The following is a 13781-nucleotide window of genomic DNA, read 5'->3' as shown; positions in this document are numbered from 1 at the left end:
TCGCGACAGGTGTCGTCCGGCAAAGCTCCTTCTCGTTGAACCTGATTTGCCGGGCCCGATCGCGATTTTCGCGCACGAGACGGATGCGCGCGTGTGGGTGCGCTCCGTTCCCCTGCGATCACAGGCAAGGAGACCGGAGCCATGGCCACGGTATTCGCAAGACCCAAACTGCAAGTGTTCGGCGTCTCTACCCCCTTTGTCGTTCGCAAGATCAGCCTTTCCGACTTGGGCAACGCGTTGCGCCTGGGCTGGGAAGACTTCAAGGCCGTCCCGACTCACGCCGTCGTCCTGTGCGTGATCTATCCCGTCCTCGGACTTGTCCTGTTCAGACTGGTGGTTGGCTATTCGGTGCTGCCGCTGCTGTTTCCGCTGGCCGCCGGCTTTACGCTGATTGGTCCTTTTGCCGCGCTCGGTCTCTACGAGCTCAGTCGCCGCCGCGAGCGCGGAGAGGAAGCCGCAGCTTGGGATGCAGTGCAGGTGCTGCGCGCGCCATCTTTCGGCGCCATGCTCGAACTCGGCATCCTCCTGCTCGTTCTGTTCGGGGTCTGGATCGGCGCCGCGAACGCGATCTACGTCGCAACCTTCGGCCACGCTCCGGCTGCAACCATCCCTGACTTCGCAACGCGTGTCTTGACGACGCCGGAAGGATGGTCGCTCATCATCGTCGGCTGCGGCGTCGGCTTCCTGTTCGCCGTCGTGGCGCTGTGCGTCAGTGTCGTGTCGTTTCCGTTGATGCTCGACCGGCATGCGACTGCGATCGACGCAATCCGGACGTCGCTGCGGGCCGTGAGGGAAAATCCAGTTCCGATGGCGGCATGGGGTCTGGTTGTCGCGGCACTGCTGGCGATCGGCTCGCTACCGTTCTTCGTCGGTCTCGCCGTCGTTCTGCCGGTGCTCGGTCATGCCACCTGGCATCTTTATCGGAAGGTGGTCGAGCCTGATCCGAATCCGCCGGAAGAACAACCTCGCCCATCGATAGGTCACCGCTATGCGGCGGATTTCCCGGCCTCACTCTTCCCATGGAGCCGCGAACGCTAGCCAGAGCAGCAACGAACGGTCGCACCATCACCGTGTTCGGCGGAACCGGCTTCCTCGGCAACCGCATTGTTTGCCATCTGCGCAATCACGAATTTCCCGTCCGGATCGCGTCACGGCATCCGGACGTGCAACTTCAATCCGTAGCAGCCAACATTCACGACGAGCGATCCGTCGCGAATGCGCTGGTCGGCGCCTACGGCGCCGTCAACGCGGTCAGCCTTTATCGCGAGCGCGGAGGGGAGACTTTTCACTCCGTTCACGTCGAGGCGGCTCCACTTGTAGCAGCCCAGGCCCGTCGGGCTGGAGTCGAACGACTTGTTCACGTTTCGGGGATCGGTGCCGACGCCGCCTCGCCATCCCACTACATCCGAAAGCGCGGCGAAGGTGAACGGGCGGTCCTTGCTGAATTCCCCGATGCAATGATCGTCCGCCCGGCTGTGATGTTCGGACCGGACGACGCGTTTCTCAGCACCGTCCTCAAGCTCCTTCGCCGGCTTCCGATCTATCCGATGTTCGGCCGCGGCCGGACCAGATTGCAACCGGCCTATGTCGAAGACGTTGCAGAGGCGGTTGCCCGAATCATGGCGCGAGCCGAGACCCACCCGACGGTCTTTGAGTTCGGCGGCCCGACCCCCTACTCTTACGAGCAACTGCTCAGAGCAATCGCGCACCAAGCTGGCCTCGCGCCTCTCCTGATTCCAATCCCGTTTGCCATTTGGCACGCGCTGGCATGGGCCTGCGAAATACTGCCTCGTCCACCCCTTACCCGAAATCAAGTGGAGCTGATGCGGATCGACTCCGTGTCATCACCGGAGATGCCTGGATTTGCCGAACTTGGCATTTCGCCACAGTCGATCGAGGAAATCCTCCAGAGGATGTTAGCGAATCGAGGATGAAAGAAGCGTCCCGGCTCATCCGCCTTGACGGCCGACGGTTCACGCGCGAATGCTATTCGGGTCGCCTCGGTCATCAAAAGAAAACCCCAGCAATCAATTGAGATCGCTGGGGTTCTCTATCAACTTGGTTGCGGGGATAGGATTTGAACCTATGACCTTCAGGTTATGAGCCTGACGAGCTACCGGGCTGCTCCACCCCGCGTTAAACCGATGCTTTGCCTTCGTGAAAATGCCGGGGACGGTAGATCAGGGCCGACGCTGTTCGCGTGGCTTGCTTCTCCCGTCCCGAAGGCTTCCCTGGAAGGCAATCCCGGGGCAAGGCCCGTCGGGTGCGAGGGGTATGTACCAACCCGGGCTGCCTTTGGAAAGGGCTGCGGGGACGTTTTTTTCGACTTTATGACAGGTGACGGGCGCGGATTCCGGCCGATTTGCCACACACTTGCCAGAAGTTCCACAAACCGCCAGCTTGCGGCAACAAAACAGAGGCGAAACGCCGGATTTGGGGAGGACCGCCTTGAACAATACCTTGGATCGCCCCCTGGCGAGCGCCCCGCTCGCCGCCCTGACGGACAGCTTCCAGGCCATGGTCGCGCGGTCGCGGGCCGAGCCGGCGCCCGATTGCACCGCGCGGCTCGACCGGCTGGCGCGGCTGCGCGCTGTCGTCGCCGACAATGAAGAGCGTTTTCGGCAGGCGATCTCGGCCGATTTCGGCCACCGCTCGGCGGTCGAGACCAATATCGCCGAGACGATGCTGGTGTTTTCCGAGATCCGGTACGCGACCAAACATTTGAAAAGCTGGATGGCGCCGCAGCGCGTCGCGACGGCGCTGCAATTCCTCCCCGCGCGCAACCGGCTGATCCCGCAGCCGCTCGGCGTCGTCGGCATCATCGCGCCCTGGAATTATCCGCTGCAGCTGACGCTGGCGCCCGCGATCGGTGCCATCGCCGCCGGCAACCGAGTCATCATCAAGCCGAGCGAGCTCGTGCCGCATTTCTCTGCGCTGCTGAAGGAGACGGTCGCCGAGAGGTTCGATGCGACCGAGTTGCTCGTCACCGGGGTCGAGGACGAGATCGCAAAGGGATTTGCCAGCCTGCCGTTCGATCACCTCGTCTTCACCGGCTCGACCCGAGTAGGGCGGCTGGTCGCGGAAGCGGCGGGCCGCAATCTCACGCCGGTCACGCTCGAGCTCGGCGGCAAGTCGCCGGCGATCATCGATGTGTCAGCCGATCTCGACGAGGCGGCGGAGCGTATCGCCTACGGAAAACTGCTCAATGCCGGGCAGACCTGCATCGCACCGGATTATGTGCTGGTGCCGGAGGGCTCATTGCAGGCCTTCACTGAAAAGGTGCGCGCGCAGATGCGGCGCATGTTCGGCACCGATCCCGCCAACAAGGACTACACCTCTGTTATCTCCGATCGTCATTACGCGCGGCTTGAGGCGCTGGTCGCGGACGCCGCGCAGCGCGGCGCAAAGATCCTGCAACCGGCGAAGGCGGACGATCCGAACTGGAAGGCGCACCGCAAATTTCCGCCGACGCTGATCGTCGGTGCGACCGAAGAGATGGCGGCCATGCAGGAGGAGATCTTTGGCCCGGTGCTGCCGGTGCTCGGTTATCAGGATCCGGCGGAAGCGATTGCCTTCATCAACCGTCGCGACCGGCCGCTGGCGCTGTACTGGTTCGGCAGGGATCGCGACGCGCGCGACGAGGTGCTGGCGCGCACTGTCTCCGGCGGCGTCACCATCAACGACTGCCTGTTTCACTTCGCGCAAACCAACCAGCCGATGGGCGGCGTCGGCGCCTCCGGCACCGGCGCCTATCACGGCGAATGGGGGTTCAGGACGTTCAGCAAGCTGAAGCCGGTGTTCTATCGCTCAAAATTCAACCGCCTCGCCGATCTCTATCCGCCCTATGGCGGCAAGATCGCGCGGCTTGAGAAGATGATGCGGTTCATGTCGTAGCTATCCGTCATCGCTCGCAATGACGACAACAACAAAAACCATTCCGAGGGGGAAACATCAGTGACTGACACATTCGATTTCGTCGTCGTGGGCGCGGGCTCCGGCGGTTGTGCGGTGGCGGGGCGGCTGTCGGAGGATGCGGGGACATCCGTGGCGCTACTCGATGCCGGCGGCAACAACGACAGCTGGCGGATCACCACGCCGTTCGGGCTCGCGCTGCCATACGCTGCGGCCAACTGGGCCTTCGACACCGTGCCGCAGAAGGGATTGAACGGCCGTATCGGCTATCAGCCGCGCGGCAAGGGCCTCGGCGGCTCCTCGGCGATCAACGCCATGGTCTACATCCGCGGCCACAAATGGGACTACGATCATTGGGCCGCGCTCGGCAATGCCGGCTGGTCGTATGCAGACGTGCTGCCCTATTTCAAGCGTTCGGAGAACAACAGCGACTTCGACGGCGAATATCACGGCAAGGGCGGCCCGCTGCATGTCAACAGGCTGCGCTCGGACAATCCGATCCATGACATCTTCCATCAGGCCGCGCGCGAGGCGCAGTTCCGCATCCGCGAGGACTTCAATGAAGAGGACCATGAAGGGCTCGGCAGCTACCAGGTGACGCAGCACAAGGGCGAGCGCTGGAGCGCGGCGCGCGCCTATCTGCAGCCCCACATCGACAAGCGCGCGAATCTGCGCGTCGAGACGGGGGCGCATGCCACGAAAATCCTGTTCGAAGGCGGCCGCGCGGTCGGCATCGAATATGTGCAGGGCAAGCAGACCAAACAACTGCGCGCGCGCCGCGAGGTGATCCTCGCCGGCGGCGCCTTCCAGTCCCCGCAGCTATTGATGCTGTCGGGCATCGGCGACGGCGATGCGCTTCGACCGCACGGCATTGACGTCGTGCATGATTTGCCGGGCGTCGGGCGCAATCTGCAGGACCATCCGGATTTCGTGTTCGTCTACGCCTCCGACTATCCGCACTTCGTTCACTCCTCGCTCGGTCGGTTGCCATCCCTGCTCCGCGCCATCCAGCGCTACCGCAAGGAGCGACGCGGCCTGATGACCACCAATTTCGCCGAGTGCGGCGGCTTCCTGAAGACGCAGGCCCACCTCGACGTACCGGACATTCAGCTCCACTTCGTTATCGCGATGCTCGACGACCACGGCCGCAAGAAGCACAAGGAGGCTGGCCTCTCATGCCATGTCTGCCTGCTCAGGCCGAAGAGCCACGGCAGCGTCTGGCTGAAAAGCGCCGATCCGCTCGCTGCACCCATGATCGATCCTAACTTTCTGGGCGAGGCGGAAGATCTCGAGGCCATGGTCGCGGGCTTCAAGACCACCCGACGGCTGATGGAGACGCCTGCGCTGCGCGCGTTGCAGAAGAAGGACATGTTCACGTCTGACGTGAGAACAGACGACGACATCCGCGCCATCCTGCGCAATCGCGTCGACACGGTCTATCATCCCGTCGGCACCTGCAAGATGGGCACCGACGCGATGGCCGTGGTCGATCCGGAGCTGAAGGTGCATGGCGTGGATGGCTTGCGCATCGTCGATGCCTCGATCATGCCGACGCTGGTCGGCGGCAACACCAATGCGCCGACCATCATGATCGGGGAAAAAGCGGCGGATATGATCCGTGCGGAGGTGCGGTAGGTCCTCTTCCTCTCCTCGCTCGCGAGGAGAGGGTTTCTTTACTGACGTCAAATAGTCCTGAATGGACACAATCCTGAGCTGTCGGAGCGAAAAAATACAGACGATTTTAGCGATCTGAAACCGGAACGATCGGTTCGGCGTTCATTCGTTCCAAGGCAGGGTTTCGCTCATGAATAGCTTCGATCTCGCGGTCTATGCGGCGCTCGCCATCGCGATCGGCTTCGGCTTCAAGACCGGCCTGCTGCGCAGCGCCATGACCATACTCGCCTATCTGCTCGCCGCCCCCATTGCGGTTTCGCTGATGCCGATGGTCGTGCCGCAGATCACCGGCAATCCGAATGCGCCGGAATTCCAGAACTGGATCTGGCTCTTCAGCATCTTCCTCGTGGTCGGCATGCTGCTCGGATATATCGGCCGCTTCGTGCTTGATGACACGGTCCGCGATGCCGGGATCGGCGACCGGCTCGGCGGCGCCGCGCTCGGCGCCATCCGGGTCGGCCTCGTCGCCACCACGCTGGTGCTGGTGTTCGACCAGATCGTGCCGGCCAACCGCCAGCCGCCCTTCCTCGCGGGCTCGCAGCTGCGGCCGCTGTTCTCGGCGGTCGGGCAGATGGGCTTCAAGACGCTGCCGCCGGAGGCCGCCGCCGCGATCGACCGGCTCAAGCAGGAGCGGCGCATCTAGTCCGCATTTGCATCGCGCTGCCGCGCGCCATGCATTTTGACGCGGGCACGTCCCTTATCAGCGGCGCTGATGTTGGCTAGAGTGCCGCCCGTCCAAAAACCTGCCTGACATTACGGGAGTGAAACAGTGGATCTTGGGATCAAAGGTCGCCGCGCCATCGTCTGTGCATCCAGCAAGGGCCTGGGGCGCGCTTGCGCCATCTCGCTGGCCGAAGCCGGCGTTGACGTCACGCTGACCGCGCGCGGCGCCGACGCGCTGAAGAAGACGGCCGACGAGATCCGGAAGGCCTATCCGAGCGTGAAGGTCACCGAGATCGTTGGCGACATCACCACGCCTGCGGGCCGCGAAGCCGTGCTCAAGGCCTGCCCCGAGCCGGACATTCTCATCAACAATGCCGGCGGCCCGCCGCCCGGCGATTTCCGCAACTGGACCCGCGACGACTGGATCAAGGCGATCGACGCCAACATGCTCACGCCGATCGAGCTGATCAAGTCGACGGTCGACGGCATGATGGCGCGCAAGTTCGGCCGCATCGTCAACATCACCTCGGCCGCCGTGAAAGCACCGATCGACATTCTCGGCCTTTCCAACGGCGCGCGCGCCGGCCTCACCGGCTTCATCGCCGGTCTGTCGCGCAAGACCGTGATCAATAACGTCACCATCAACGGCCTGCTGCCGGGCCCGTTCGAGACCGATCGCCTGACCGGCACCGCGAAGGCCGAAGCCGACAAGCGCGGCACCACGCCGGAGCAGATTTTGGCCGAGCGCGCCAAACTCAACCCCGCCGGCCGCTTCGGCCAGCCCGACGAGTTCGGCTATGCCTGCGCCTTCCTGTGCGGGGCCAAGGCCGGCTTCATCACCGGGCAAAACATCCTGCTCGATGGTGGTGCTTTCCCAGGAACGCTCTAGCGCCGCCGATTTGAAGCTCCTGCGGTGTATGCCGCGAGTCCTTTCAGGAACTTCAAATCGATAAGCGGCACTAGAGCTTTTAATTTCTTTCTGGAGCGCGCTTTCCGAAGTTCGCGTTCGAGGTAGCAGCAATGGATCACGAACTTCGGAAAGCGGGCCCCAGATGAGAGCGGTCTGGTACGAGCAGACGGGGCCGGCGGTCGACGTTCTCACCTATGGTGAGATGGCGACGTCGGTCGCGGGCCCAGGCGAAGTTCGCATTCGCCTGGAAGCCTCCGGCGTCAATCCGGCTGATGTCGGCCGACGCGGCGGCTCCTATCGCGCGATGGAGTTTTCGCGCGTGATTCCGAACAGTGACGGCGCGGGCTTTGTCGATCAGATCGGCGACGGCGTGACGCGCTTTGAGATCGGCGACCGGGTCTGGCTGTTCAACGGCCAGCGCAACGGCCGCGCTTTCGGCACGGCAGCGGAATACATCGCACTCGCCGAGCAACTGGTGACGCCCCTGCCGGATAGTGTTTCCTTCGCCGAAGGCGCAACGCTCGGCATTCCAGCGATGACGGCATGGTGCAGCCTGTTTGCGGACGGGCCGATCGTCGGCAAGACCGTGCTTGTCACCGGCGGCGCCGGTGCAGTCGGGCACTATGCGGTGCAGCTGGCAAAATGGGGCGGCGCGCAGGTGATCGCCACCGTCAGCTCGGCGATGAAGGGCGAGCAGGCGCGGCGCGCGGGCGCCGATCTCGCGGTCAATTATAAGAACGAGGACGTCGTCGCCAAAGCGATGGCCTTCACCGGTGGACGCGGCGTCGATCGCGTCGTCGACGTCGATTTCGGCGGCAATATCGCCACCACGCTGAAGCTCATGGCGATGAATTCCACGATTGCTGTCTACGCCACTAACGGCAACCGCACGCCAAATTTGCCGATGCGCGAGCTGATGGAGAAGTGCATCGCGCTGCGCGCGCTGGTGCTGTTCGCGCTGCCGCCGGCGCTGCTCGCGGCGGCGCAGGCCGACATTTCGAAATGGCTGGCGGCGGCCCCGCGACTTCACAACGTCGCGGCGCAGTTCGCGCTGTCCGATACAGCGCAGGCCCATCTCGCCGTCGAGAAGGGCGACAAGCTCGGCACCGTGATCGTCGACTGCGCCCGCTAAGGACTACGAGACCGGCGTGGTCCGCTCGTCGCTCCAGTCGATGCCGAGCTCATCCATGCCGTCGGCCAAGAGATCGCCGAGCATCGGCTCGCCCAGCAGATATTGCACCGTCTCGCGCCGGGGCGCCTTGTACTCGCTGCGCGCTTCCACGGCGCGCTCGCGCAGATCGTCCCATTCGTCCAAATCACCATCCCCGCGGCCGAGCCACATCAGCGTGACCAGATCAAGCTGCTCGTCCTCGTTCAGCGCCCGGATGAAGCCGGCGAGTTCGGCTGCAACCGGATCGGACGTCGTGTCCTCGAGCACGTCGATCTCGTCGTCATCGGCAGCATTCGAACCGGAATCCGGATCGGACGCCCCCTCCTTGACGTCGAATTCGCGGGCCTTCTCGATGATGAAGGCGACCTTGTCGGCGGAAATCGCGAGCTCTGGCATGGGCTCCCCCTTGGCTGGTTCCGGCTTCTCCGATAACGCAACATCACGACAGATGATCCATTGCGTTCGACGGCGGAAGGCCGCATCTTTCGCGAAAGCAAGAAAATGGGGATACGCCCGATGCAGTGGAAGGTCGGCCGAGTCAAAATCACCAAGATCGTGGAATTGGAGACGGTCGGCTCGACCCGCTTCATCCTGCCGTTGGCCAGCAACGACGAGATCCAGAAGCTACCCTGGCTGATCCCGCATTTCGCCACCGAAGAAGGCCGGCTGAAAATGTCGATCCATTCGCTGGTGCTGGAGACGCCGTCGCAACGGATCGTGGTCGATACGGGGCTCGGCAATGACAAGCAGGGCCGCAGCGTCCCAGTCTGGAATAACCGCAACACGCCGTTTCTTGAGATGATAGCGGCGGCGGGCTTCGAGCCCGACAGCATCGACACCGTGCTGTGCACGCATCTTCACGTCGACCATGTCGGCTGGAACACGAAGCTGGTCGGCCGCAAATGGGTGCCGACATTTCCCAAGGCGCGTTACCTGTTCGGCCGCACCGAATACGAGCATTGGCGCGACCATTCGACCGAGCCGGACAAGCAGGCCGTGTTCAACGATTCCGTGAAGCCGATCGTCGATGCCGATCGGGCCGACCTGATCCCGGGCGACCATCGGCTCAGCGACGAGATCAGCATGATCCCGACGCCCGGCCACAGTGCCGGCCACATGAGCGTCCTGATCCGGTCCGAGGGGGAACAGGGGCTGCTCGCCGGCGACGTCGCCCATCACCCCTGCCAGATGGCCCATCTCGACTGGTCCTCGACGGCGGATTTCGACCAGAAACAATCAGCCGCGACGCGGGTCGCGCTGTTCGGCCGGTTTGCCGATACGCCGACGCTGGTGATCGGCGGGCATTTTTCGGCCGGGCATATCCGGCGCGAGGGGGATGCGTTCAGGTTCGAGGCGCTGCAATCACAGGCTTCGTAGGGAGGGCAAAGCCACCGGGTCACGCGAATGCGCGCCCGATGACAGGCTCCGCGTGCCCACGATCCCGGGCCTGCTGAAAGAGATGGTGGGCACGGCGCTTCGCGCCTTTGCCCACCCTACGATCGCCTGAATTGACGGGGCTGCAATGCGCTCCCTTTTGAGCGGTTGAATTTCCCGCCGCGCTGTTCCATGAAGCTATTCAACCGATCAGTCCATCCCAAGGGAGAAACCAGAATGAAGCTTGTTCGTTACGGCGAAAAGGGTGCGGAAAAGCCCGGCCTGATCGACAAATCCGGCCAGTTGCGCGACCTGTCGGCGCATGTGAAGGACTTCACCGGCGAGGCCTATTCACCGGACTCGCTGAAGAAGCTAGCCGCCATCGACCCGGCCTCGCTGCCTGCCGTCTCCGGCAAGCCGCGGTTCGGCGCGCCCGTCACCGGCATCTCGAAATTCGTCGCCATTGGCCTCAATTACAGCGACCATGCCAAGGAGACCGGCGCCGCGATTCCGACCGAGCCGATCATCTTCATGAAGGCCAACACCTCGCTGTCCGGCCCGAACGATAAGGTCGAGAAGCCGCGCGGCTCGACCAAGCTCGACTGGGAAGTCGAGATCGCCGCGATCATCGGCACCCAGGCAAAATACATCTCGGAAGCCGATGCGCTGAACCACGTCGCCGGCTATTGCGTCTGCAACGACGTCTCCGAGCGCAACTTCCAGACCGAGCGCCTGGGTCAGTGGACCAAGGGCAAGTCGCACGACACGTTCGGCCCGGTCGGCCCCTGGCTCGCCACCAAGGACGAGATCAAGGACGTGCAGAACCTGTCGATGTGGCTCGACGTCAACGGTCAGCGCCGCCAGACCGGCTCGACCAAGACCATGATCTTCTCGATGGCCAAATGCATCTCCTACGTCTCGCTGTTCATGACCCTGCTGCCGGGCGACATCATCACCACCGGCACCCCGCCCGGCGTCGGCCTCGGCATGAAGCCGCCGACCTTCCTCAATGTCGGCGACGTCATCACGCTCGGCATCGAAGGCCTCGGCGAGCAGCGCCAGGAGATCATTGCGGCGTAAGGTCTCCGGCCTCATCCTGAGGAGCGCGCAACGCGCGCGTCTCGAAGGATGCGCCACAAACACCGTCCCCCGACGTTCGCGCCGGGTGACGAGACAACACCTCCCGTTGCCCATCCTTCGAGACGCGCGCCAAGCGGCGCGCTCCTCAGGATGAGGTCTGTATGTTTGGATAGAGGTCATTCCCCATGAAACTCTCCTTCTCCGCCGCCTCGCCCTTCGCCCGCAAGGTGCGCATTGCCGCGATCGAGCTTGGGTTGATCGACAAGATCGAATTCACGCCGGCAACCGTCGCGCCCGGCCAGGCCAACGAGGACTATTCGCGCATCACGCCGCTGAAGAAGCTGCCGGTGCTGATCACCAATGACGGTGACGTGATTTTGGACTCCTATGTCATCGTCGAATATCTCAACGAGATGGCCGGCGGCAGCCTGATCCCGGACTACGGCCCGCAGCGCTGGAAGACCAAGACCAATCACTCGCTGATCAACGGCATGCTCGATTCCATGCTGCTGTGCCGCTACGAGAAGATGGTGCGGCCGCAGGGCCTGCAATGGCAGGCGTGGTCGGACGACCACTGGAACCGGGCCTGGACCGGCATGGCGCGCTTCGAGAACATGCCTGATGTGCTGAATGGGCCGTTCGACATTTCGCAGATCGGCCTCGTTTGCGTGCTCGGCTATGCCGACTTCCGCTTTGCCGATTGCGGCTGGCGCAAGGCCTATCCGAAGCTCGACGCCTTCCATCAGAAGATGCTGGAGCGACCCTCGGTGAAAATCTCGGTGCCGCCGGCGGCGTAGCATCCGGATGGCGGGGAGAAAGACGATGCGCGACCGCTTCTCCCGCCTCAGCATTCTCGGCGCGAGCCTCGTGCTCGCGTTCGCCGTCTCAGCCAGGTCCGTTCAGGCAGATATCTGCGGATCGCCATCGTCAATCGACGACGGCTGGACCACTGCGTCACCCGACAGCGTCGGCATCGACGGCGCGCAACTCTGCGGCATCGCTGCACGACTAGCGCAACGCGCGACCTCGGTCCATTCGGTTGTCGTCGCACGCCATGGCAAGCTCGTCTTCGAGCAGTATATTCCCGGCTACGACGAACCCTGGGGACAACCGGACGGCCAGCAGGTGTTCTCCGCGACGACGAAGCACGACCTGCGTTCGGCATCGAAGAGTGTCGTTTCGCTGCTCGTCGGCATCGCGATCGATCGCAAGCTGATCGCAGGAGTCGACGAACCCGTGCTCAAGTTCTTCCCCGACCATCAGGCGTTGAAGCAGGCGGGCTGGGACGCCATCACGCTGCGCCATCTGCTGACGATGTCCTCGGGGATGCAATGGGACGAGGCGCGGGCCTGGACCGATCCGAAGAATGACGAGCCGCATCTCACCTTTGAAGCCGATCCGATCGGCTATGTGCTCGCAAGGCCGATCGCTGCGCCGCCGGACACTCTCTGGACCTATAATGGCGGCGGGACTGAACTGCTGGGCAACATTCTCGAACGCGTCTCGGGCAAGCCGCTGGAGACATTTGCGCGCGAAGCGCTGTTCCAGTCGCTCGGGATCACCGATGTCGAGTGGAAGGCCTATAAGAACGGCAAGATCGCAGCGGCCTCAGGCCTGCGCTTGCGGCCGCGCGATGCCGCGAAGATCGGCCAGCTCGTGCTCGATCGCGGCCAGTGGAACGGCCAGCAAATCGTTTCGGCCGACTGGATTGCGCAATCGACCACACCGCGCTTTCAGGCGATCGGCTTTTTCGGCAGCACGCAGTTCTATGGGTATCAATGGTGGATGGGCCGCTCGCTCGCCGGCAACAGGGAAATCAAATGGGTTGCCGCCTTCGGCTGGGGCGGCCAGCGCATCTTCATCGTGCCCGAGCTTGATCTCGTCATGATGACCACCGCGGCCCAATACGGCCAACCCAAGGAAGGGCTGGCCGCGATCGACATCCTCTCCAACATCGTCATTCCATCCGTGCGCGATGCGCACTGAGCGCAAGGAAAGCGAACAAGGGAAGCGAGCATGAGCCTGAAATACTCCGTCGGCGATCTCACCATCCATCGAATCATCGAGCAGGAAGCCCCCTTCATCCCGGCGCTGGACTTCATACCCGGCCTGACGCCGGAGGTGCTGACCGAGAACCGCGCCTGGATGCGAGAAGCCAAGGCACTGGACGATCAGGACGTCTTGATCCTGTGCTTCCAGTCCTATGTGGTGAAGACGCCGCACCACACCATTTTGATCGACAGTTGCATCGGCAACGACAAGCCGCGGCCACAGCGGCCGGCATGGAACATGAAGACCGACGACACATACGCGCGCGCACTCAATGCCGCTGGTGTCTCCGTCGGCGACATCGACTTCGTGATGTGCACGCATCTGCATGTCGATCACGTTGGCTGGAACACGCGGCTGGAGAACGGCCGCTGGGTGCCGACCTTCCCCAAGGCGCGCTACGTTTTCGCCAAGCAGGAATACGACCACTGGTTCGCGGAGAATGCGAAGGCGGAGATCCCACCCTTTGCCGATAGCGTGCTGCCGGTGGTCGAGGCCAGGCGGCACGAGTTGGTCGGCAACGATCACCAGATTGGCGATCACGTCCGCATCGTGCCGACGCCGGGCCACACGCCCGGCCACATCGCCGTCGCGATGGGACGCGGCAAGGACGATGCCGTGTTCTCCGGCGATCTCATGCACTCGCCGTTGCAGACGCTCTATCCGGAGCTGTCGATCAAGTTCGACGTCGACCCGGCCAAGGCGGCCACCACGCGCCGAAGCTTCCTGGAGCGCTATTGCGACACCGACACGCTGTGCTGCACCGCGCATTTCCCGTCACCGTCGGTGGGAAAGATCAAGCGCAAGGGCAACGCGTTCGTGTGTGCGGCGGTGTGATTGAGCTGAGATGCCGTAGGGTGGGTTAGCTCTGCGGCTGCGCGAAGCGTAGTCGCAGAGCGTAACCCACCTCTTTGGGTTCTGCAGAGACAGAAGCGGTGGGTTACGCCT

At 63.3% G+C, this 13781-nt stretch carries 13 protein-coding genes and 1 tRNA gene; 12 read left to right on the top strand and 2 right to left on the bottom strand.

Translation table 11 applies throughout. The features are described 5' to 3' along the window. Window positions 1-141 precede the first annotated feature (141 nt). Together FXB40_RS05590 and FXB40_RS05585 are read left to right on the top strand one after the other, a co-directional pair. Window positions 142-1038, top strand: coding sequence for a DUF2189 domain-containing protein (locus FXB40_RS05590; RefSeq protein ID WP_148771211.1), 897 nt, complete (start codon window positions 142-144; stop codon window positions 1036-1038). Then, window positions 1020-1934 carry a complex I NDUFA9 subunit family protein gene (locus FXB40_RS05585; RefSeq protein ID WP_148771210.1) on the top strand — a complete coding sequence of 305 codons (915 nt, stop codon included), beginning with the start codon at window positions 1020-1022 and terminating at the stop codon, window positions 1932-1934. Before FXB40_RS05590 ends, FXB40_RS05585 begins: the two co-directional genes overlap by 19 nt. A gap of 125 nt (window positions 1935-2059) precedes the next feature. Here FXB40_RS05585 and FXB40_RS05580 read toward each other — a convergent pair. After that, a tRNA-Met gene (locus FXB40_RS05580) sits at window positions 2060-2136 on the bottom strand. A 381-nt stretch (window positions 2137-2517) separates the two neighbouring features. Between FXB40_RS05580 and FXB40_RS05575 the strand changes: the two genes are divergently transcribed. The 5 genes from FXB40_RS05575 to FXB40_RS05555 all read left to right on the top strand — a co-directional run bounded on the left by FXB40_RS05575 (window position 2518) and on the right by FXB40_RS05555 (window position 8291). Beyond that, entirely contained in the window at window positions 2518-3894 is a 1377-nt protein-coding gene (locus FXB40_RS05575) for a coniferyl aldehyde dehydrogenase (protein ID WP_430646682.1), read from the top strand. Between the two features lie 60 nt (window positions 3895-3954). After that, window positions 3955-5547: a GMC family oxidoreductase gene (locus FXB40_RS05570; protein WP_148771208.1), complete on the top strand. Its 1593-nt coding sequence runs from the start codon at window positions 3955-3957 to the stop codon at window positions 5545-5547. A gap of 169 nt (window positions 5548-5716) precedes the next feature. Then, entirely contained in the window at window positions 5717-6229 is a 513-nt protein-coding gene (locus FXB40_RS05565; protein ID WP_148771207.1) for a CvpA family protein, read from the top strand. Window positions 6230-6355: 126 nt separating this feature from the next. Beyond that, a complete protein-coding gene (locus FXB40_RS05560; protein WP_148771206.1) occupies window positions 6356-7138 on the top strand; it encodes an SDR family oxidoreductase in 783 nt (260 codons plus the stop codon). 163 nt (window positions 7139-7301) lie between these two features. Then, on the top strand, window positions 7302-8291 hold the full coding sequence (locus tag FXB40_RS05555; protein ID WP_148771205.1) for an NADPH:quinone reductase: 990 nt from the start codon (window positions 7302-7304) through the stop codon (window positions 8289-8291). 3 nt (window positions 8292-8294) lie between these two features. Here the strand turns inward: FXB40_RS05555 and FXB40_RS05550 are convergent, their stop codons facing one another. Next, window positions 8295-8726 (bottom strand): DUF3775 domain-containing protein, encoded by a 432-nt coding sequence (locus tag FXB40_RS05550; protein ID WP_148771204.1) that lies wholly within the window; start codon window positions 8724-8726, stop codon window positions 8295-8297. A gap of 120 nt (window positions 8727-8846) precedes the next feature. Between FXB40_RS05550 and FXB40_RS05545 the strand changes: the two genes are divergently transcribed. The 5 genes from FXB40_RS05545 to FXB40_RS05525 all read left to right on the top strand — a co-directional run bounded on the left by FXB40_RS05545 (window position 8847) and on the right by FXB40_RS05525 (window position 13670). Then, on the top strand, window positions 8847-9707 hold the full coding sequence (locus FXB40_RS05545; protein WP_187436682.1) for an MBL fold metallo-hydrolase: 861 nt from the start codon (window positions 8847-8849) through the stop codon (window positions 9705-9707). Between the two features lie 234 nt (window positions 9708-9941). Then, window positions 9942-10784 carry a fumarylacetoacetate hydrolase family protein gene (locus tag FXB40_RS05540; RefSeq protein ID WP_148771202.1) on the top strand — a complete coding sequence of 281 codons (843 nt, stop codon included), beginning with the start codon at window positions 9942-9944 and terminating at the stop codon, window positions 10782-10784. Window positions 10785-10969: 185 nt separating this feature from the next. After that, on the top strand, window positions 10970-11581 hold the full coding sequence (locus FXB40_RS05535; protein WP_148771201.1) for a glutathione S-transferase family protein: 612 nt from the start codon (window positions 10970-10972) through the stop codon (window positions 11579-11581). Window positions 11582-11606: 25 nt separating this feature from the next. Beyond that, window positions 11607-12770, top strand: a complete 1164-nt coding sequence (locus tag FXB40_RS05530; RefSeq protein ID WP_148771200.1) for a serine hydrolase domain-containing protein — start codon at window positions 11607-11609, stop codon at window positions 12768-12770. A 30-nt stretch (window positions 12771-12800) separates the two neighbouring features. Next, window positions 12801-13670, top strand: a complete 870-nt coding sequence (locus FXB40_RS05525) for an MBL fold metallo-hydrolase (protein ID WP_148771199.1) — start codon at window positions 12801-12803, stop codon at window positions 13668-13670. The last annotated feature ends 111 nt before the right edge of the window (window positions 13671-13781 follow it).

The sequence above is a fragment of the Bradyrhizobium rifense genome, assembly GCF_008123425.1.
GTDB classification, from domain to species: domain Bacteria; phylum Pseudomonadota; class Alphaproteobacteria; order Rhizobiales; family Xanthobacteraceae; genus Bradyrhizobium; species Bradyrhizobium rifense.
This window is presented reverse-complemented; position numbering and strand designations above follow the sequence as displayed.